20 protein-coding genes and 2 pseudogenes are annotated in these 21,267 nt (G+C 34.8%); 8 read left to right on the forward strand and 14 right to left on the reverse strand.

The window, feature by feature from the left end; all coding sequences use genetic code 11:
• The 6 genes from AC1DIT_RS16145 to AC1DIT_RS16170 form a co-directional block, all read right to left on the reverse strand.
• A partial coding sequence (locus AC1DIT_RS16145; protein WP_476998286.1) for a collagen binding domain-containing protein occupies nucleotides 1-1,404 on the reverse strand: 1,404 nt, incomplete at its 3' end.
• 1,313 nt (nucleotides 1,405-2,717) lie between these two features.
• Complete coding sequence (locus AC1DIT_RS16150) at nucleotides 2,718-3,305, reverse strand: competence protein ComK (protein ID WP_003206092.1); 588 nt, start codon at nucleotides 3,303-3,305, stop codon at nucleotides 2,718-2,720.
• 808 nt (nucleotides 3,306-4,113) lie between these two features.
• Complete coding sequence (locus AC1DIT_RS16155; protein ID WP_003195857.1) at nucleotides 4,114-4,317, reverse strand: cold-shock protein; 204 nt, start codon at nucleotides 4,315-4,317, stop codon at nucleotides 4,114-4,116.
• Between the two features lie 352 nt (nucleotides 4,318-4,669).
• Complete coding sequence (gene aceA, locus AC1DIT_RS16160; protein WP_077295449.1) at nucleotides 4,670-5,947, reverse strand: isocitrate lyase; 1,278 nt, start codon at nucleotides 5,945-5,947, stop codon at nucleotides 4,670-4,672.
• A 21-nt stretch (nucleotides 5,948-5,968) separates the two neighbouring features.
• Nucleotides 5,969-7,558, reverse strand: a complete 1,590-nt coding sequence (aceB, locus tag AC1DIT_RS16165) for a malate synthase A (protein WP_476998287.1) — start codon at nucleotides 7,556-7,558, stop codon at nucleotides 5,969-5,971.
• Nucleotides 7,559-7,817: 259 nt separating this feature from the next.
• On the reverse strand, nucleotides 7,818-8,690 hold the full coding sequence (locus AC1DIT_RS16170) for a DMT family transporter (protein WP_033671042.1): 873 nt from the start codon (nucleotides 8,688-8,690) through the stop codon (nucleotides 7,818-7,820).
• 666 nt (nucleotides 8,691-9,356) lie between these two features.
• Here AC1DIT_RS16170 and AC1DIT_RS16175 point away from each other — a divergent pair.
• Genes AC1DIT_RS16175 through AC1DIT_RS16185 form a run of 3 tightly spaced genes read left to right on the forward strand, consistent with a single transcriptional unit; the run spans nucleotide 9,357 to nucleotide 10,697 of the window.
• Nucleotides 9,357-9,698, forward strand: coding sequence for a PadR family transcriptional regulator (locus AC1DIT_RS16175; protein ID WP_016113726.1), 342 nt, complete (start codon nucleotides 9,357-9,359; stop codon nucleotides 9,696-9,698).
• The gene (locus AC1DIT_RS16180) at nucleotides 9,691-10,173 is read left to right on the forward strand and encodes a hypothetical protein (protein WP_016113725.1); all 483 of its coding nucleotides are present in this window, start codon (nucleotides 9,691-9,693) and stop codon (nucleotides 10,171-10,173) included. Before AC1DIT_RS16175 ends, AC1DIT_RS16180 begins: the two co-directional genes overlap by 8 nt.
• On the forward strand, nucleotides 10,170-10,697 hold the full coding sequence (locus AC1DIT_RS16185) for a permease (protein WP_016113724.1): 528 nt from the start codon (nucleotides 10,170-10,172) through the stop codon (nucleotides 10,695-10,697). The genes AC1DIT_RS16180 and AC1DIT_RS16185 overlap by 4 nt, the downstream gene beginning before the upstream one ends.
• A 446-nt stretch (nucleotides 10,698-11,143) precedes the next feature.
• Here the strand turns inward: AC1DIT_RS16185 and AC1DIT_RS16190 are convergent, their stop codons facing one another.
• Nucleotides 11,144-12,406, reverse strand: a complete 1,263-nt coding sequence (locus AC1DIT_RS16190) for a M48 family metallopeptidase (protein ID WP_016113722.1) — start codon at nucleotides 12,404-12,406, stop codon at nucleotides 11,144-11,146.
• A 157-nt stretch (nucleotides 12,407-12,563) separates the two neighbouring features.
• On the opposite strand from AC1DIT_RS16190, the gene AC1DIT_RS16195 reads away from it, so the two are divergent.
• Entirely contained in the window at nucleotides 12,564-13,148 is a 585-nt protein-coding gene (locus AC1DIT_RS16195) for an SCO family protein (protein ID WP_016113721.1), read from the forward strand.
• Nucleotides 13,149-13,331: 183 nt separating this feature from the next.
• On the opposite strand, the gene AC1DIT_RS16200 is transcribed toward AC1DIT_RS16195, so the two are convergent.
• The 3 genes from AC1DIT_RS16200 to AC1DIT_RS16210 form a co-directional block, all read right to left on the reverse strand.
• Nucleotides 13,332-13,520 (reverse strand): hypothetical protein, encoded by a 189-nt coding sequence (locus AC1DIT_RS16200; protein ID WP_016113720.1) that lies wholly within the window; start codon nucleotides 13,518-13,520, stop codon nucleotides 13,332-13,334.
• A gap of 10 nt (nucleotides 13,521-13,530) precedes the next feature.
• Nucleotides 13,531-13,830: a hypothetical protein gene (locus AC1DIT_RS16205; RefSeq protein ID WP_016113719.1), complete on the reverse strand. Its 300-nt coding sequence runs from the start codon at nucleotides 13,828-13,830 to the stop codon at nucleotides 13,531-13,533.
• A 215-nt stretch (nucleotides 13,831-14,045) separates the two neighbouring features.
• The gene (locus AC1DIT_RS16210; protein WP_016113718.1) at nucleotides 14,046-14,873 is read right to left on the reverse strand and encodes a CPBP family intramembrane glutamic endopeptidase; all 828 of its coding nucleotides are present in this window, start codon (nucleotides 14,871-14,873) and stop codon (nucleotides 14,046-14,048) included.
• 141 nt (nucleotides 14,874-15,014) lie between these two features.
• On the opposite strand from AC1DIT_RS16210, the gene AC1DIT_RS16215 reads away from it, so the two are divergent.
• The 3 genes and pseudogenes from AC1DIT_RS16215 to AC1DIT_RS16225 all read left to right on the forward strand — a co-directional run.
• Complete coding sequence (locus AC1DIT_RS16215; protein ID WP_476998288.1) at nucleotides 15,015-15,719, forward strand: response regulator transcription factor; 705 nt, start codon at nucleotides 15,015-15,017, stop codon at nucleotides 15,717-15,719.
• Nucleotides 15,720-15,728: 9 nt separating this feature from the next.
• Nucleotides 15,729-17,513, forward strand: coding sequence for a sensor histidine kinase (locus AC1DIT_RS16220; RefSeq protein WP_016132580.1), 1,785 nt, complete (start codon nucleotides 15,729-15,731; stop codon nucleotides 17,511-17,513).
• Nucleotides 17,514-17,522: 9 nt separating this feature from the next.
• Nucleotides 17,523-17,696, forward strand: a pseudogene (locus AC1DIT_RS16225) (IS3 family transposase); the annotation flags it as partial.
• Between the two features lie 255 nt (nucleotides 17,697-17,951).
• Here AC1DIT_RS16225 and AC1DIT_RS16230 read toward each other — a convergent pair.
• From AC1DIT_RS16230 to AC1DIT_RS16240, 3 genes are all read right to left on the reverse strand, one after another.
• Nucleotides 17,952-18,389 (reverse strand): hypothetical protein, encoded by a 438-nt coding sequence (locus tag AC1DIT_RS16230; RefSeq protein WP_016113715.1) that lies wholly within the window; start codon nucleotides 18,387-18,389, stop codon nucleotides 17,952-17,954.
• Nucleotides 18,376-18,594: a helix-turn-helix transcriptional regulator gene (locus AC1DIT_RS16235; RefSeq protein WP_016113714.1), complete on the reverse strand. Its 219-nt coding sequence runs from the start codon at nucleotides 18,592-18,594 to the stop codon at nucleotides 18,376-18,378. The genes AC1DIT_RS16230 and AC1DIT_RS16235 overlap by 14 nt, the downstream gene beginning before the upstream one ends.
• Nucleotides 18,595-18,771: 177 nt before the next feature.
• The gene (locus AC1DIT_RS16240; protein ID WP_016113713.1) at nucleotides 18,772-19,680 is read right to left on the reverse strand and encodes an AraC family transcriptional regulator; all 909 of its coding nucleotides are present in this window, start codon (nucleotides 19,678-19,680) and stop codon (nucleotides 18,772-18,774) included.
• A gap of 134 nt (nucleotides 19,681-19,814) precedes the next feature.
• Between AC1DIT_RS16240 and AC1DIT_RS16245 the strand changes: the two are divergent.
• A pseudogene (locus tag AC1DIT_RS16245) lies at nucleotides 19,815-19,970 on the forward strand (anti sigma factor C-terminal domain-containing protein); the annotation flags it as partial.
• 45 nt (nucleotides 19,971-20,015) lie between these two features.
• Here the strand turns inward: AC1DIT_RS16245 and AC1DIT_RS16250 are convergent.
• Nucleotides 20,016-21,125: a metallophosphoesterase gene (locus AC1DIT_RS16250; protein ID WP_016113711.1), complete on the reverse strand. Its 1,110-nt coding sequence runs from the start codon at nucleotides 21,123-21,125 to the stop codon at nucleotides 20,016-20,018.
• Nucleotides 21,126-21,267: the final 142 nt, after the last annotated feature.

The raw sequence follows: 21,267 nt of genomic DNA on the forward strand, positions 1-21,267 counted from the left end.
TGTATATTTCCASCCTGTTGCTTCACTTACTTCTTKCGTATCAACCTTTTGACCGTTTTGAAGTAAGTCTACTTTGATTGTTTTCGGACGATCTGTTGCATTATCGCCTTTCCATATTTTTGTTCCTGTAATGAATGTAGTTTTCACTTTATTCGAAATCGGCAACTTAACTCCATTTACAGCACCTGATTTAACTTCAAAACTTACTTTTTCCTGAGGATTGAAATCAATATACTCTGGAGCTGAAACCTCTTGCACATAATATTTACCTGATTGTAAATTAGGAATTTCAATTATTCCTTTTTCATCCGTTACATATACATCTCCAACTTGTTCACCTGACTCTTTATACAACTTAAACGAGACATTCGGTATTACTTTGTCTTCATCCGTTCCAAGGTGCTTAACAATTCTTAATGTTCCTTTAGGAGGTAAATCACCTTGAGCACCACCACCAGATGTTATATTTGCGACTGTGGCACTACCCGACTCAGAAACCGGTTGTTTGTATAGAATTTGATAATCAATCTTATAATCATTCTTAAAAGATTCTTGGCTCTTTCCGCTTTCCGTTATAGTACTTGTATAAAAAACGGTAAAAGACCTAGCACTTCCCATATTCCAATTAATCACGACTTTAAATGAATGACCGTCGTCATTAAACTGAACATATCCATAACGTTGATCTTCAAATTGTTTAATTGATAAAGACTCTCTATCATTAACTGTTATTCGAAAACTATCTTTATTAAGTGTTTGACCTTCCTGCAAACTGTCAGACACAACAATATCTCTACTTAAATATTCTTTGTTTAAGTTTATACTCAAGAACCAACGCACTTCATCCGGGTTATCTGGTTGAATATCACCAGTTTTATAGAAAAACGGTTTAGAGCCTGTACCACCACCACTGGTTGGACCGGTAATCGTTACAGTTTGCTTATCTAAAGTTGTGCCTAAATTTGTTTCAACATCTTTCGTTTGATCCGTTCCTACATTAGTAGCTTGAACTGTAAAATTAAAATGCCCTTTAATATTGTGGAGTTTCTCAACCATATCATTAAATGTACATACCACATTACCTGCATTTACTTGACAAGTACCAAAATTCTTACCTTGCTCATCATTTAATGGAATCGCTCCCTTGAATCCTTTTAATTCTGGGGGCAGCGTTAATGTTAGTGTGTCTCCAGACTTCATCTTATTTCCAGATTTATCACTAAAAGTTACATTTATTTTAGCCTGTTCGCCGTAACTTAGTTTTGTTTTATCAATCGTAAAACTATCCACAAATCCTGTTGTATTTAACTCTTGTGCATTTGCTATTATAGGCATCAAACTTTGACCTATTGTAAACATAAAAAGCATTAGAATTGAAAAAATCGAAGTTACTCTTTTTACCATATCATTCTCCTATCAATTATATTTAGATGGCTTCTAATATGAATATGCTATGACAATGACTCAATAGGCTGATGGTATTTTTCTCTTTCGACTGTTATAAGCTTAAAAGCTTGAAAATAGATCTCTATAAATGATTCTTCTACTCTCCATACATCTTCATTTTTTCTAATGTAACACTAAATCTATTAATTTTAATATTTACATTCCTAATATATCGTGATAGTATTACAACTAGGAAAATTATATTCTCTCACCATTCCTATCAAATCTCAAAATCTTAAATTGTATCATATATGCCATCTTATTGTGAGCATAAATTTCTGGTTAATAATGTTTTCATTTAAGTGCTATTGGTTTATTTATACTACTTTCCGTTAGTATTAGATTCATAACATCATTATGTCCAAATTTGATAGCACCTTTTTAATGATTCACAATTTTATTTACCAGAACCCTTCACCTCCCTCTTAAAGGCATTTTTCATGCTCTCACCCGTAATATTAGGACTATTTCAACAATAAAAATAGTTTTTGTAACTTTTGTAACCAATTTTGTAATTAAAGAAACCTAACAGTTGTTCCAACATGGATAAATACCAATTTTGAGATAGACCTCCTATTTTATAGTCCCTCCTATCTGTACCGAAATATCAATTTTTAATGCTGAATATATATAAAAGAAAGAGTAGTAAACATACACGTCAATCAAATGAAAAATAAAAAAGATGAATTTTCAGTCTTTTTATTTTAAAGGAGGATATTTGCAACTACTCTCTCTTTGTGATTATGAGTTTAACACTAAAAATAAGGTATAACAAGACAAATATATACAATTTTCTGATAAATTCGACACTTATTTGGAAGTTAATATAACACCACTTATCGTTAATTAATATGTAATACAAAGAGGCTATTTCAACAAAAAACATTTAAACATTAAAATATACCGAAATTAACAAAGAAGGAAAAGATAATATACTTGATATATTTCATATTCAACTAAAATCTGAATTTCATCTCCCACTTCAAACAGTCCGTTAAGTGGTGAGTAGTTTAAAAAATAGCTCTTACAGTAATTATCTCATTAAGCATAAAACATTAAAAAAAAGAACCCTCACTTACTGAAACTCTTGAAGTGGCTCATAAGCGGATTGAGACAACTGGTGYTTCTCTTTCTTCTGATGGTTTGAATCAACATTTTACTTCTCATACCTATATCTAACAAAAATAAACCAGATGCTGAAAAACATCTGGTTTATTTTTGTTAACTTTATGACCATGGATGGTTGTCCCATCCTTTCCACCTATCAATTATCATTCCTTTTCGTCTTCTTCTTTCACAAGATATGCTTTTTCATACGCAGGCTTCAATGTAGATATATATTCCTTATCGACTTGCTTAAAATGAAGCCCCCTTTGTTTATCTTTACGATCCTCATACTCTGTCCGAAGTTTTGCGGTTCGATTTTGCTGATTCTCGAAACTACTCTTTGATATTTCTAATTTCACTGCGAGGCCATTGATAAATCGAATGATTAAGTTACCATCTGCTAATTCTTTATTGTTTTCAATATGGAAGTGAGACAACCAGGCACATTCCTTTCTAGAATAAGAATACGTAGGAAAAAAGTAAAGTTGATCTGTCGGGCTAATCGCAATGGGTGCTTTGTGCGTAATACGTGTTAACTCTTTTGTACCGTCTTTTCTACCTAAAAAACTAGATCCGTGCTTGCGGCAACTTCGTTCGACAATATCAAGCGGCTTTTGAAACATGAAAAAAGAGTCTTCTACCTCAACCACTCGCGTTACAATACGTTTTTCTCCTAAAATAACTGGAAGTAAGGCCATAGTGTTCTTGTTTACGACATAGTTTTCGACGTAGCGTTCTACTTGTTCACCCATCTTACATTCGCTCCTTCATTATTTTTTCTTACAATCCATAACAGCAGCTGCATGGATAATTGTACCATCCAAAGCCCAAAATAGTTAATATTTTCAAATATTTTACATTTTCTTATAAAACTTTAAAATTTCATAATATTCCTTCATATAAATATCTATATAAAATCTCCATATTTCTCTACAGGAAAAAGATATATTGTTATATAAAAACAGAAATTTTCTTTTTTGAAATATTTGTAACATAACAAAATCTTATTTCACATATATGATTCAATAAACTTGTACAAAATTACCTATTCCCATATATTTCCACACCTATTTACGTATCTCTCTTACGGGAAAAATAAAACTTTTATCATTTTAACCGAGAAGACCCCCTCCTCTAAATGAAGTGAAGGTGGGGGTAGTTCAATAATAAACAGCTTTCCGCACTTACTGACAGAAATCCTTATCAATCAGTCCTTTACGAATAATTTACTTCTCATCTAAATCCTTTACTTTCTGTACAATTTTGAAGTAGAAGTATTACTGTCTACTAATAGAAAATAGATTCACTTGTTTTTTCATTTAATATTTACATGAAAGGTACATGTTCAATATTAAAGATCGTAATATAAAAAGTTATTCTAATATTAAATATATCCATTTGTATTGTTTATTATTTTTTCGGTAGATGTTTTACAATCGTCGGCTTAATTGTAAAGGAAGTTTTTTTGCTACGCTCAAACTCGAATGGAAAGATGATTACAAAATTCTCAACAAAAAAAAGGATGGCATATGCCATCCTTTTTTATCACGTACTATAAAATTATAGTTTTACAACGTTTTTAGCTTGAGGTCCGCGGTTGCCATCTTCGATTTCGAAGCTAACTTTTTCGCCTTCTTCTAAAGATTTGAAACCTTCAGTTGTGATTGCAGAGAAGTGAACGAATACATCGTTTCCGCCYGGAACTTCGATGAAACCGAAACCTTTTTCGTTGTTAAACCATTTTACTTGTCCTGTTACTGTCATAATTATTTCCTCCTAAGAAAATATAAGTTTTTTTAGTCTGCATACATAAAAAAAGAATCCACACATTATCAAATACGAAACATAAAACAGTTCTCACATACTTTTTCTCGTTCGTTTTCAGCACTTGATAATATATGGATTGCTTGATTTAGTTATTCAACTGAGATAATCATAGCATATTTAAAATAGAATGTACAATATTTTTTGAAATTCTATTTTTCTAATTTTTGGTATCCCTTATAAAATAAAGCATTACTAGTACAAATTTTACTTCATAATAAAATGAAACTTCCCTCAGCGGGATACATACAAAAGAAAAGCAGGTGCCCTTAAAGGACACCCGCTCCCTCACTTACTTCGTAAACTGCGCCTCTTCCGTAGAACCTTTCAAGGCCGTTGTAGAAGATGTTCCACCTGTAATCACTTGTGCCACTTCATCAAAGTAGCCTGTTCCAACCTCTCGCTGATGACGCGTTGCAGAGTAGCCGTGCTCTTCTGCTGCAAATTCTGCTTGTTGTAATTCAGAATATGCTGCCATACCGTGCTCTTTATAGCCACGTGCGAGTTCAAACATACCGTAGTTTAATGCATGGAATCCTGCAAGTGTTACGAATTGGAATTTGTATCCGTATGATGCAATTTCTTTTTGGAAGTTTGCAATCGTTTTTTCATCTAATTTTTGTTTCCAGTTAAAAGATGGGGAACAGTTATACGCTAGTAATTTCCCTGGATATTTCTCATGAATCGCTTCCGCAAAACGCTTTGCATCTTCTAAATTCGGTTCAGATGTTTCACACCAAACAAGATCTGCATACGGTGCATATGCTAAACCGCGCGCAATTGCTTGGTCGAGCCCCGCGTTTGTACGGTAGAACCCTTCTGGTGTTCTCTCTCCTGTAATAAATTCTTGATCAACTGGATCAATATCACTCGTAATTAAATCCGCAGCATCTGCATCCGTTCTTGCTACAATAATTGTTGGCACGCCCATTACATCCGCAGCAAGTCTAGCAGAAATTAGATTACGTACCGCTGTTTGCGTTGGTAGTAATACTTTTCCGCCTAAATGTCCGCATTTTTTTTCTGAAGATAATTGATCTTCGAAGTGAACGCCTGACGCGCCTGCCTCAATCATACCTTTCATTAATTCAAACACGTTTAACTGTCCACCAAATCCTGCTTCAGCGTCCGCAACAATTGGTACAAAATAATCTGTATCACCGCTTCCTTCCATATGCTGAATTTGATCTGCACGCTGCAGTGTTTGATTAATACGCTTTACAACAGCTGGTACACTGTTCGCTGGATATAAACTTTGGTCCGGATACATGTGCCCGGATAGATTGGCATCCGCTGCCACTTGCCAACCGCTCAAATAAATTGCTTTTAATCCTGCTTTCACCTGCTGCATCGCTTGGTTTCCTGTTAACGCACCAAGCGCATTAATATAATCTTCTGTATGAAGTGATTCCCAAAGCCTCTCTGCCCCGCGGCGTGCTAATGTATGTTCAATATCAATTGACCCGCGCAGACGAATTACATCCTCAGCAGAATAAGGACGCGTTACCCCTTTCCAACGTTCATCTAACTCCCAGCTTTCTTGTAAATTTTGTACTCTTTCGTTTTTCATCTCTTCCATCCCCTTTTCCTTTTATAAAATCTCGTAACCTGGTAATGTTAAAAATGTTTCAAATTCATCATTACGCACCAAATTAGTAAAAAGCTTTGTTGCTTCTACAAATCTACCTTTCTCAAACTGTTCCTTGCCAATCTCTCGTTCTATTTTCGCTAGCTCTTCCGATTTAAACTCTTCTACTAAAGCAAATGTAATCTTGCGACCATCGTTTAGCTTCCCGCCTTCATGACGAATCCATTGCCACACTTGCGCACGTGAAATTTCTGCCGTTGCCGCATCTTCCATCAAATTATAAATCGGTGCTGCCCCGCGGCCACTTAACCATGATGCAATATATTGAATGCCGACGCTAATATTCATACGAAGCCCTTCTTCTGTAATCGTTCCCACCGGTACTTCTAACAAATCCTTTTCTGTTACATCAATCTCTTCACGCTTTCTAAAAATTTGATTCGGTGTTTTCATAATGTGATTAAACACTTCCCGCGCAACCGGTACAAGTCCCGGATGGGCAACCCAAGTCCCGTCATGTCCATCTAAAGCTTCACGTTCTTTATCAGCACGCACTTTTTCAAAAGCAGCTTCATTTGCTTCCGGATTATTTTTAATCGGGATTTGTGCTGCCATTCCGCCAATCGCTGGTGCATTCCGGCGATGGCACGTTTGAATCACTTTTAAAGAATATGAGCGCATAAAAGGAGCCGTCATCGTAACTTGCGCTCTGTCCGGAAGTAGAAATTCGTTATGGTTACGAAAGCTTTTTAAGAAACTAAAAATATAATCCCAGCGCCCACAATTTAATCCTGCTGAGTGGTCACGAAGTTCATATAAAATTTCATCCATTTCAAAAGAAGCGTGGATTGTTTCTAATAACACTGTTGCTTTAATCGTTCCATTCGGAATCCCGATATATTTCTGTGCAAAAATAAAAACATCATTCCACAACCTGGCTTCTAAATAGCTCTCCATTTTCGGTAAGTAAAAATATGGTCCGCTTCCTTTTTCTAATAATGTTTTTGCATTATGGAAAARGTACAAACCAAAGTCAACAAGACTACCTGACATATTTTCTCCATCAACTAACATATGTTTTTCTTCTAAATGCCAGCCGCGCGGACGAACAATAAGTACAGCTGTTTTATCATTTAAACGATATTCCTTTCCATTAGGATTCTTATATGAAATCGTTCCCTTCACTGCATCTCTTAAATTAATTTGGCCATCCATCGCATTTTGCCACGTCGGCGAATTAGAATCTTCAAAGTCTGCCATAAAGAGATGTGCGCCCGAGTTTAAAGCATTAATAACCATCTTACGATCTACTGGTCCTGTAATCTCCACACGACGATCTTCTAAATCTTTTGGAAGCGGGGCAATCGTCCAATCTCCAGCACGTAYATGTGCTGTTTCTGGTAAAAAGCTTGGAAACTCCCCTGCATCAATTCTTTTTTGCTTTTCCACACGTTTTTGCAGTGAATTTTTACGGCGTGTATTAAAATTCTCATGCAGCTCTTTTAAAAAAGTAAGCGCTTCCGGTGTCAAAATTTCTCCATACGCCGGTAATACTTCTAAAGCGAGTGTAACCCGTGAAGTTTGCGTCGACATATTAGCATCCCCTTTATAAACTGTTTTATAACAGATTTGATTTTATGTTTTATATTATATAACAAATCTTCAGAAAAGGAAGGAGTTTTTTGAAAATTAATTCTCTTTTATAACATCCATTTATTCAAAGTCGGCACTTTTCTTACTAATAAATGAAGTATCATCGTATTTTGCAGCATATTTAAAGCTCTTACCTGTTACCCTTTACTAAAACAAAACGAGTGCGGTTGTTATATAACAACCGCACTCGTTTTGTTGGTTATGTTTTACTTTCATTTTCTCCTAGTACTACTGTCTTTGTTTTGGATTTTCGAAAAGTAAGTGCCATTCCAGCAAAAATAAGGATAATCCCCGCTGTCTGCATTGTAGTCGGGCGAAATCCCGTAAATACTGTATCCAATAGAATGGCTACACCTGGATCCAAAAATACTAATACAGAAATAAGTCTTGTTGGTAAATCTCTTAAACTATCAAAAAATAAATAATAAACAAAGCCAGTATGAATAAGTCCCGTCGCTGTAATCGCAATCCAATTACTCTCTGTTAACCCTTGAAACGCTCCAAAGTCTACAAATGGTAGTAACAGAAATATCCCTAAAAAAGTTTGCAAAAATGTCATTGCATACGCACTCGTCTGTTTAATCCCTTTCCCTAACAAAGTGGTAAATGCGTAAAATAATGCTGCAAGAAGTGCCCAAACCATCCCGGAAGACATCAGTTTTTCTATAGATACACTCCCATCCATACCTGCGACTAACACAGTACCTACAAAACAAATCAGAATTGAAATAATAGACAGCACTGTTAATCTTTCTTTAAACACGACACTTCCAATGATTAATACAATAATTGGTGCAAGATGATACACAGAAATCGCAATCGTCACTGACATGACTTCAAAAGCTTTAAATAGAAACACCCAGTTAAAAACAAGAAAGACACCACACGCTAATATTTGCAGTATTTCTTTTCGATTCCACTTTTCTTCTTTAAACTGACCTGTTGCAATCCAACATAACGTTAAAAATATAGTGGCACAAATACAACGAACAAATACTAATTCAAATGATGGTAAATTTGTTTTTACTGAAAAAAATCCGATTGAGCCAAAAATAGACATCGATATGATCATTTTTATAGCTGGCAATGATTTTGTTTGGAATAACCTATTTGTGGCGCTCCTTTGAAACAATCTAAACAACCCCCATTAGTTTAAAACGCACATTTACATTTCAAATTTCGTAACATTCTCAATTTTAAATATACACTAAGATGAATGGCATGTAAAAAATCGTAAAGATACTTAAAGCCATTTATTCTCACGAAGTGGCATTTGCAATCCTCATTCCTTTTACAATGTAAAGCATCCTTGTAAAAAATAAAACAAAAATAAAGATGATAAAAGGCAATATAGAAATACTCGTTTCTCCCGTTATAGCCACCTGTATATTTTACCATATTTTACATAAAAATATTTTTTCCTTAACAATCTATTTTGATTTTCTAACATATACATCACGGCTATGTAAACAAAAAGTGACATCCTCTCTTTTGTTTTCACATGGCATGGGGTGAAAATAGGCTCTGACCCTTCTACGTGTGGACGGATCCGTTTGTAGCTTTAGAATAAAGTTTGATCAAAAACATGTTGTTTATTTTAGAATTGACATGAAATTATATTAAGGTTATACTGCCAGTAACATATAACTGTTAACGACAGTATAATGTTACTAACAGTATAATGCTGTTTGGATAACAAAACTATTTTTTACATTTCATTAAGGAGGTTAGATGTTTTATGAAACACACAGGGAGACATACAGGTGCATTTCTTTTACTGTTTTTAACAGAGGAAGATAGTTATGGAGGGAAACTTCTGCAGAAATGTGAGGAAGAGCTTCCCATCAATCCAATTGATAGTGCCATTATATACCGCACCCTAAAAAAATTAGAAAACGAAGGTGCTGTTGAGTCTTATTTGGACACATCTGATCAAGATAAGCCGAGAAAGATGTACAAAATTACTACAGTGGGAAAAAAACAATTAGAAGAGTTTCAAATAGATATTGAAGAAAAAATGAAAAACTTATCATTTTTCTTAGACAAATATAAAGACTGGAAAGAGTCTAATCATGATTAATGGCGCTCTCCTTTACTCTTTAGCCATTATTCTTATCAGTATTTCTTTTGTAAAGGATCGGAATAAAACAAAAGATGCTCTATTAAAGTCATGGAAAATGTTTCGTAATCTTATACCTTCCATGCTATCAATTATGCTTTTCGTTGGACTATCACTATCTATATTAACGCCTTCCTTCATTTCTTCCATCATTGGGGAAAAATCTGGATTCATCGGTATTGTTTATTCAGCAATAATTGGCTCTGTTGCACTCATTCCAAGCTTTGTTGTGTTTCCTCTTGGAAATACATTAGTCCAAAATGGTGCGGGCCTCCCTCAAGTTGCGGCATTAATGTCTACATTAATGTCAGTAGGAATCACAACTTTACCGATGGAACAAAAGATATTTGGGCGAAGTTTTGCTTATTCTCGTAATGCATCTGCATTGTTAATGTCTCTCATATTCTCGTATATTATTTGGGTGGTGATGGTATGAATGAATTAAAAAGATATCGTTTTTTTTTCATTTTACTATTGGGACTCATTATATTAACTTTTATAAACCATTCGTTGGGATGGAGCGCATTTCAATTAACAGGAAAAAGCATTTTAGATATGCTCTTTCTACTTCCTCCTGTCTTAATATTCGTAGGTTTGCTTGACAAATGGGTGAAGAAAGAAACATTAATTAAATATATGGGGAAAAAATCTGGCATCTATGGCATCTTGTTCTCCCTATTATTAGGAGGAATTGCAGCCGGTCCCCTCTATGTCGCTTTTCCAATCGCAGCACTTTTATTAAAAAAAGGAGCGAGCATACGATACATTGTATTTTTTCTAGGAGTTTGGACAACTGCAAAATTACCGGTTATTGTATATGAATTGGCTTCATTTGGAGTTAAGTTTACACTCATTCATATTTGTTTTGGTCTATTATTTTTCTATTTAATGGGTATTATTTATGAGAAGTTCTACGACCAACGACAATTGTTGAAATATGATATAACTAAAGAAATATAGATCTCGAGGAATGATTTTTTAAGCCTCTCAATCCTAGACCCTTTTGTATTTGATCAAAAAGACTTCATAAACTAGCATTGTAAAATAAAGAATATGGCAAACTAATAAAAACCAGTTGTATCTAAACAGATACAACTGGTTTTTATCCTTCATGGTTCATTATTGATTTAACACATTGTACAAAAAAAATGAATTTAATTTGCTGTTTATAAGTAGTCTATTTTTTCACTTCCATCTTTTTTGGTTTCCACATATAAATCACGGCTACGTAAACAAAAGAGCCCTTCCTCTCTTTTTCTCTTTTTGTTTTCATATCGCATGGGGCGAAAATAGGCTCTGACCGCTTCTACGTATGAGCGGATCCTCTCTCCCATCCCAAAAAGAAAGGTTTTATCTCTCCCCAATTTGCATTCACATAAATAAAGAAGCAGCGTCACCGCTACTCCTCATTTCTTCCGCTTCTCATACTGCTCAAACACATGAATTCTTTCAAAAATTGGCGGATGTGTATACAAGAAAAATTTCACTAACGCCGGTGGATTCACTTGACTTAAACTTGTTTTCGATAAATACTGGAACGTCTTTACACCAGAATTTCCATCCTTCGTCATATCTAAAGCATATTGATCGGCTGCCCGTTCTTCTATACGTGATACGTAGTTTGATAGTGGGCTTACTGCAAAAGACAACACAGAGGAGATAAGAAAAAATAATGGGATAATCGATAAGCACGCCACCTTTGATAGGCGCAATGTATCTCCCCATTTTCTGAGGCACATATTGATAATACGGCTAATCAAATACATCCCTATAAACGTTAACACAATATAACTCGCCACACCCCAATATATATGTTTCATCACGTAATGTCCCATTTCATGAGCCATAATAAATAAAATCTCTTTATCTTTTAACTGCTGGAGCGTTGTATTCCACAATACAATTCGAGAATTCAATCCAATTCCTGTCACATATGCATTTAGGGCCGTTGTTTTTTCAGACATGTTCACTTCATATACATGCTCAGCTGGAATATCTGCCCTGTCCGCAATTGCTAAAATTTTCTTCTCCAAGTCTTTATTTTGCAATGTAGAAAAATCATTGTATAACGGATCAATTACAACGGGCTGTACAAAGGTTAAAAAAATTGTAAACGGTACTGACAAAGCCCAACCAGCTAGCCACCACCGCTTCGGAAATTTATAAATCAGCCATAAAAGAACAGAAACACTGAGAAACATCATAATATAATTTATCCAAAAATCAATTACATGATCTTTTATCCAACTCGCTGTGGATTGCGTTGAAATACCGTAATCAATTGAGATTTGATGCCCCATCCATTGCAGAGGTAATGCAAGAACGGTTGTAAGCAATGATAAATAAAAGAGATAGATAGCAACTTGAATAACCCGTACTTTCGTCGTTTCTTTTGACCATTTTTCAAAACGATTTGATATACCTAAAACAAGCACAAACAATAAAATAATCCATTCAAGAGGCGTCGCTAAAAAAAAGAGTAAATTTTTCACACGCGAATAATCTTGACTTAATGTAAGTTCCTTTGCATTCATAAACGTCTGTGGATCAGCACTCGTTCCTTTATACATATCTGGAATAATTTCATGATTCCATCCAAATAAATACCAATATATAAATAATGCAAAACCAACGTACAAAAAAAGCGACCACTTCACAACCTTCTTCACGGTATCTCCTCCTCTATGCTGCCTGTCTCTTATTATTGTAAGTTCGTTCCTCCTAAAATAGAACAAGCTAATACATCGAATTGTCATGCAATTTTCAATCCCTCCCCATAAATTTTCGGATTTTTCTTATAAAATAAAATTAGGAGGAGGATGGAAATTGAAAAAAATTTATATTACGTTTACATTAGGTTTAGTTATCGTAATTGGAATTGGAATTTACTATTTTACAGATTATCGTAAAGCTTCTGCTGAAATACCACGTGGAATCGTTATGGAGGATGTAAATGGTACAACGTTATCTTTTGATCAACTACCAAAAAAACTTAAACTCGTAGAATTTATATACACAAAATGCCCTGATATTTGTCCCGTTACTACATACAAAATGAAGCATTTACGAGACGAACTAGAAAAGGATAAACTATTTGGTAAAAAAATTGAATTTATTACAATTACCATTGATCCTAAGTTCGATACAAAAGAAATATTAACTACATATGCCAACACATTTGAAATGAAAAAAACGAAAGGGTGGCACTTACTTCGCGGTAATGAAGATGAAACGAAAAAACTAGCAGATACATTTAACTTTCAGTACCGCGATCCAGGAAGCGGGCTCTATATTCATACTTCTAATTCCTATTTACTCGATGAAAATGATCGTTTAATTGAAGTCTTCGGTATGGGAGAACGTGGTTTTAACAGCAAAAAAGTGCTTGAGAAAATTAAAAATGCATTATAAAAACCTCTTCATCATTCGAAGAGGTTTTTCACACATATTATTCTATATAAACTATGCTACGAAACTTTAAACCTATCCATTCTACACTCTCTATTTATCCAGCATTAACGGGCAGTAAAAGCCCGATTGGTGAGGGCTTTTACTCAGCGGGTGATGAAACCCCCCACTGATTAAAGTTTCACTTTATCTCTCTGTATGTTTCTTCGGCTCATATGTTGGAATAAGAAGCGCACTCGCAATCCAGCAAACAAGACCGAAACCACTTATATATTTCCCGTATTCATAATGGTTTAGATAAACCTTCCCTACAAGAATTAAGATAAATCCAAGTAAAACAACTACATAGCCAACTTGTTTTTTCGACAATGCCAATCAGCACTCCTTATTGAAAAATATTAATAAAAAAACTTAAATCCCGAAAAGAAATGGAGCTATATTTCATAATTCCTTGTACAGCTAGAAGTAGTATAAGACCAAGTACACATATATAATTAATCCCATCTTCACTTCTTTTCTCAACTACAATACCGCCCCCAATGCATAGTAGCCCTAGAAGATGAAGTGCTAAATAAACAAAAAAGTATGCTTCATTCCAGCGAAAGCCTACATTCACTGTTGTAATCACAATTAAACTCACCATAATCACATAAAACAATTTATTTGATTGAATTGTTTCATTCATAGAATCATATCCATTCCTTTCTATATAAATCTTTTTTGATTTTCCAGCATACAAATCGCCGCTATGAAAACAAAGGGTGATCTGCATTTTTATTTTCACTTAGCATGAGGATGAAATAGGCTCTGACCGCTTCTATACATAGACGGATTCTCTCTCCAGCCTAAAAAAGATAGGTATATCTTTTTTATTATTCAATAAATTCTACGTTCTCTAACCTATAACTCTCTCATTTTATTCATATATACTACCGGCACCTCTTTATTCATATAACGACGATTCACGAACAAAAAGACTAGTACTAAATTTAATCCAATGATAAAAATAATAAGTCCTGTAAAAAATGGAGTTTGATTAGAAAAATCCGCAAAGCTTATCATTTCTTCCTTACTGAACATAAAAGATGTAATAAGTACGATTGCATTATTTAACATATGAATACTAATCGGCATCAGTAAGCTTTTCGTCCGAATATATACAATTGATAGTACGATACTAAACATGACAGCACTAAGGAAATCAATATGAAAACATCCAAAAAGAAGCGCTACAATAACCATTGCTTTACCGGTTCCCCATTTCGCTGCAAAACGCTGAAATAGAAATCCCCTAAATACAAATTCACATACAATAGGAGCTACTAGTACGATTATTATAAATTGATATATGTATCCGCCCGCACTCCCTATAATTGGTTCATGTAATATATTTATAATAAAATCCGGTGTAATCCATACAAAGCTATACATATACAATACAAGATATCCATAACTAAAAAGGCATAGCATTCCCGTAATCATTAAAACTTGTAAAAGATTAAATGATTCTCTTCTATTCACAAATAAAGTAAATGGAATACGATGGCGCTTACATTGATACCATAACCAAAGTGATGGAAATATGTAGAGTACAAGTATGCTTGCAAAAGAAGAAATTGATATATGAAATGTATTCTCTAACAATTGTTTACTAATACGTTCAATCAAAACAAGTAGTGTAAATACAATCAAAAAATATCTGGCTCGCATCGAACAAAACGGATTCACACTCATCTCCTCCCMTATGTTACATTTATCATATCATTCGAATCTTATTTTTAAGCAAAGAAAACCTTAAATTTTCCTTAAAAATCCCATAACTTACAAGAAAATGTTATGATATTCGATGAAAATAGGGGGCGATTCAGATTGTATAATGCAAATGTTTTACTTGTTGATGATGAAACGGCAATTTTACAACTATTAACTACTATTCTACAAAAAGAAGGATTTTCTCATATTACAACTGCTACATCCGCAGAAGAAGCTTTACTATTCGTAGAACAAAATCGTTATGATTTAATGATTCTAGACATCATGCTTCCAGGACAATCTGGTTTTGACATTTGTCCAATCATTCGTCAAAAAACAGATTGTCCAATTTTCTTCCTAACAGCAAAATCATCTGATTTAGATAAAGTATCTGGCTTCTTATACGGGGCAGACGACTATATTACAAAACCATTCAATCCGCTTGWGGTCGTCGCTCGTATAAAAGCTCAACTTCGAAGACATATGAAACAAACTACACAACCTATGAAAGAGACACACTTTATTTCATTTGGGAGATTTCAGGTCGATAAACATGCAGCTGAATTGCAAGTAGATGGAAACGTTGTTGAATGTTCAGCTCAGCTCTTTCAACTACTACTCTTTTTCTGTGAACATCCTAATTACGTATTTTCAAAAGAAGAAATATACGAAAAAGTATGGGGGGCTCCTGCTTATAATGGCGATGACAACACAGTTATGGTTCATATTCGAAAACTACGTGAAAAAATTGAACTTGATCCAAGTAACCCACAGTACATCAAAACTGTTCGCGGACTTGGTTATAAGTTCATCGCAAAGTAGGTAACGACGATGAACTTAAGTAGAAGGCTTATTATTCAATTTATTATCCAGCACATTTTCGTCTTGTTTACTCTACTCATTGCAGTCATCGTCGCTTTCGTCTACCTGGGGCATCTTTTTAGTACGACCCTTTATGAACCAAATGTTCCAGAGTTTGATAACTTTACTGTGTCTCAGCATGTTTCTTCAGAAAACGGACGTATTACATTAAGTTCTGAGGTAAAAGAAATGATTGAGGAGAAAAATGATTGGCTTCAAATTGTCGATAAAAATGGAAAGGTACTCTATGACTTCAATACTCCTGAAGATGTTCCTGGTTCTTATACAAAAACAACATTAGTTGCTTATTTGCAGCATCATATACAAAGCCCTTACAAATTTACATATTGGGACATTGAAGTTAAAGAGAAGGAAGCAATTGTGATTTATGGCGGGAAGCTAAAAAGTAATACTTTACTGCAAGAGTTAAAAGAAAAACACAGTTCACCATTATCAGCTGAATTTTCTTTAACAGAAAAAGAAAAGAAACAGTTTACCGCAGAAGGTGCTACGCTGCAAATATTTAACGCACAAGGAGAAGAGATTTTTGCTTATCCGAAAACAAAAAGAAACTCCTTTTCAGCCATTCAAGCTGTACTTTCTGAAAAAGAGCCTTGGAATCACAAAGAAAATATCTCGAGTTTATATAATCCAGAGGACCAAACCTTATTTACCATAACAGTAAAAAATGATCATTACTATCCATCTGATATGAATGAAGATTTATTAACAAAAAAAATATTCATAGGATTTGGAGTTATTATTCTAATCGCTTTTGTCTACTTAGTTATTCTTTCTATTTGGTACGGAAGAAAATTTGGTAAACCATTATTACACACAATGCGTTGGCTCAAAAATATAGCTAGTGGAAAATATGAAGAACCGGTAAGTAAAAAAGGAAGAACAGTTCGCTTCCGGCGCTCAGGTAAAGAAAAATGGTCATTCAGACTGTTTAAAGATGTAACAAATGCTCTAGAGCACCTTTCTATTACACTTAAAAAAAATGAGTCCATACGACAAGTTATTCAACAAACACGTGAGGAATGGATTACTGGCCTCACTCATGATTTAAAAACACCACTCAGTTCCATTTATGGGTACTCTCTATTACTAGAATCGAAACAATATAACTGGGATGATAACGACATTCAACAATTCGGTCGTATTATACGCGAAAAATCTCAATATATGACAACATTAATTGATGATCTAAGCTTAACTTACCAATTAAAAAACAACGCAATTCCCTCTCAGCACGTTAAAGTTGAGATTAATCAATTTGTCCAAAAAGTCTTGTTACAATTTATTAATAACCCGACACTTCAAAATCAAAACATAGAATTTGTTCCTAGTTCCAATGCAATTCATTACTCTATTGAAGAAAAATGGTTCCAACGTATCATTGAGAATTTATTAACAAATGCAGTAAAGCATAATAATGAAACAACAAATGTTATTGTAAAAATCGGACAGAATAAACAATCTTTTACACTTTCTATTTCTGATAATGGAAAAGGAATGGATGAGCAAACGAAAGAGCTTTTATTTGAACGATATTACCGCGGTACAAATACTGAAGAAAACAACGCAGGAACAGGTCTTGGCTTAGCGATTACAAAACAACTTGTTCTTGCACATAACGGTACGATTTCCATTGAAAGTGAAATTGGAAAAGGAACAGCCATTAATATGGTATTCCCTTTCTCACCTAATGATAAAAGAGGGTCTTACCATAAATACATGATACAGAAATAGGCATACAAACACGCCTTTTTAAAGAAAAAAGAAGTATATCGTACACAATATGTCAGATTTGAACAGGCAAATCTAGCACTATTTCAATATATTGAGGGATTTTATAACCGCAAGCGAATCCATAGTAGCATTGGTTATAATCCCCCTCAAATAATAGAAGATCTGGCTAAAAAAGCAGCTTAGATTTAACTTTTTTGTGTCCAAAATGTTGACTCAAATCCACTATTACACCTGATTATTTTCTACAACGACGTTATCATCGTAACAATTCAAAAATAATATTGTAAATAATCGTTTCACCGATTTATTTATGTGAATGTTCTTTGGAGGCTTACATCCTGAATCCATTTAATAAGCCATAGGTAAGCCGAAATATAGTTGTTCCTTCCGAAAATTAGAAGGGAGATGATGATTTCGTTTCTATAGAAGAATGTAACATTATACGTCATCATCCTCTAATCGTTTTTTTTGTAAATAGTGAACAAAAGAAAAAGGGATGAGAAAGCAAACAAAAACGACACTTCCTACGAGTAAGGCTTGACTGTTATTACTATGATCTGGACCGAATTTTGCCAGAAATGCAAGAACAGCGCCAACCAATGCAGAAAGGATTACAATTCGGTAATAAGGACGCGGCTTTTTCTGTTCGTTTGCATTATCATACACATCAACAGAAATTTTGAGATTCAGCCAACTTAGAACAGCCACAGTAAGCATAAATACTAACCATAATGGATTATCTGCAGCCTCCATAACCCCTTCTGTTATCGCCTCATAAAGTAAAATTGCAAATATCCCTATCGTTTGAACAATAAAGGCGATCCGAATGTTTTTCAAATTTTGCATTTGTAATCGTTCATCTTTAATCTTCTTCATGTATCTGCTCCTCCTGGCCAATCCAAAATATTTCATCCAACGTCTTATTCACTGCATAACAAATCTCCAAGCACAATTTTAGCGTAGGGTTATATGCGCCTTTTTCAATCAAGCTAATGGTCTGCCGAGTGATACCTACTTTCTGTGCCAATTGTTGTTGTGTTAAGTCTACTTGAACACGAGATATCTTTACTTTATTTCTCAACTATATTATCCCTCCTCAACCCTATTGTAACATGTATATTACATTATTCAATATATATATTACATACCAGGCGTTAAAATTATTGCTATGTAATTTTCTGTTTCATTTATATAATACGATTCATCTGAAATCTCATACAAAAAAGTTTCCTAGAATCTAGGAAACTTTCTCCTCTTCTTATTGTTGTTTCTTCTGCACTGGCAACCAAATCTCAACTTGAGCAAATTCACTCTTATCTTCATGACAACGCTCATCATACAGCTCGAACTCTGTAACGCCCGCATGTTCATACCCTGAATGCGGGAACCATTCTGAGAAAATGCTATTCCATGTTTGCTGGATGGACGATACCATGTCTTTGTGCGGTACTTTTGGTGTTGTAAATACGGCATATGTTGCTTCTGGGAACGTGCGCTGCGCTAATTCATTTGATACCCCATCAAAACTTGTAACTTCCATTCCAATAATATACGTGAACTCCCCTGTTTCCAAATGAAAATCCGTGCACATTCCAAGCTCTACATATTGATCTGTATGTTTACGGTTTGTAATGTTACTCGCAAGATTGTTTTGTAAATAACGGTCCCAAAATGCCGGAATATCTTTAAGGTTTTTCCCTTCTTTACTAGACGTCTTCATCTCATATCCAGCTACAAAAAAAGCTGGTTTTTTTTCAATACGAAATTCCATTTGTATTCCCCCTAAATATGGATTGAACTTCCGCTGCTTCACATTTGCTTTATAATACATCGGTGTCTTAATTCCTTGCCTTCGGTAGCTACTTGGCGTCATCTGAAACAACTTTTTAAAGGCTCGAATGAACGTTTCATGAGATTGAAAGCCATGTTCTAATGCGATATCAAGAATTTTTTCTTCCGTATGAGAAAGCCGATAAGCTGCCCTGGCTAGCCTCCTCTTACGAACATACTCCATGACAGTATCGCCTACTAGTGCTTGGAATACGCGATGAAAATGATACTCCGAGAACCCTGCAATACGAGCCAAATTACTTAATGTTTGCTTCTCCATTACATCTTCTTCAATATAATTAATTGCTTTTTGAATTTGTGTTTCATAGCTTTCCATCTCTGTTCACCCGCCTTATGTATTATCATAAAAGAGAAGACAATTCTTTTCTTGACGTTTTTTGCTTTTATTTTGCAGAAATTTGTAACTTTTTCATATTACATTCGTTGTTATAAGTAAAGGGGGAAAGATTAGTGAAAAAACATGGTGTGAAAGTGTACGGTATTGTCATTACTGGCCCATCGAAAGAATTAGTAAAGTTACAAAATTCTCCTCATGTTCGCGACGCTACTCTTGGAGATATTGAGTTTTGGAATTGGCTTGAGCGTCCAAGTGGTTCTCGTCACTAAAGTGAAAACAACCATTCGAAGTTGAATGGTTGTTTTCATTTTTCCTCACCCAAACGTAACCTCAATCTGAATAACTTCCGACCGGCTACCAAGTCTTAGCGGCGGTCCCCAAAAACCGAATCCAGAAGACACAATCGCATGAAATACACCCTTTTGCACATATCCCCAATCTAGTTCATACATTCTTCTCGTAATAAGATGATTTGGTGCCATTTGTCCTCTATGCGTGTGACCGGATAGTAATAAATCAACACCTGACTCCTCCGCCTGCTTTAATGCAAACGGCTGATGATCCATCGCTATAACGGGAAGTGATTTATCTACTGTGCTCATTAACTCTTCGAAACTTTGACGATCTCGCTCCGTTTTATCTCTTCTTCCAACGAGATAAAAACTATCTTCAATTTTGATTACTTCATCTAACATGATATGAATATCAATTTTCTTCATCTCTTGCAGAAACTCTGGAATTGCCCCGCCGTAATATTCATGATTTCCGAGTACTCCATACACACCAAGAGGCGCCTGCATTTGTTTCATAACTTGTCCCATGTTCTTTTTTATAAATTCTCCTGGATGATCGTCAATGATATCACCAGGTAGTAAAATGATGTCCGGCTCCATTTCATTTACACGGTGGACTAATCTTTTTAAATGTGAGACACCTGATAACTTGCCGAAATGCATATCGGAAGCCATCGCAATGCGAAGTGCTTTCCGCCCTTTCGCTTCTTTTGGTATGTGAATTTCATACTTTCGAACAACTGGACTATAAGCATTGAATGTTCCATAACCAAATATGAAAAGAAACATAATAAGGGTAACAATTCCTGTCCAAATAATAGCTGTATCTCTCGGCACCGCTACCAGTTGTAAGATAAATACTGCTATATCAGCTAGCGGCAGCAAAATAAGTGCATATTGCATTACCGCAAACCAATAGGAACCAATTGTCCTTAAGAACGGAAGGAATTTGAAAACCTGGACGATTACATACGCATATGAGAATAATGCAACTAACAAAGCATAATATCCCCAAGATTGCCAACCAAAACTTGTTTGAAGCCAAACCCATCCATTCCATCCGATGTAGAACATCAGTAATGTATATAGAATCAAAATAGTAACTATATTAAAATATCGACGAATTTTCACAGCGTGCCTCCTTTTCTATTTCTTCTATTATAACTCGGCAGCTATTCAAACTATAAATATTACGTATCATAAACTGCTAACAATTCCCTATCATTTCATAAAATGAAACTTTAATCAGCGGGGTTTTCTTCATCTCCCCCTA

It is taken from the genome of Bacillus sp. 05T22 (genome assembly GCF_056396765.1).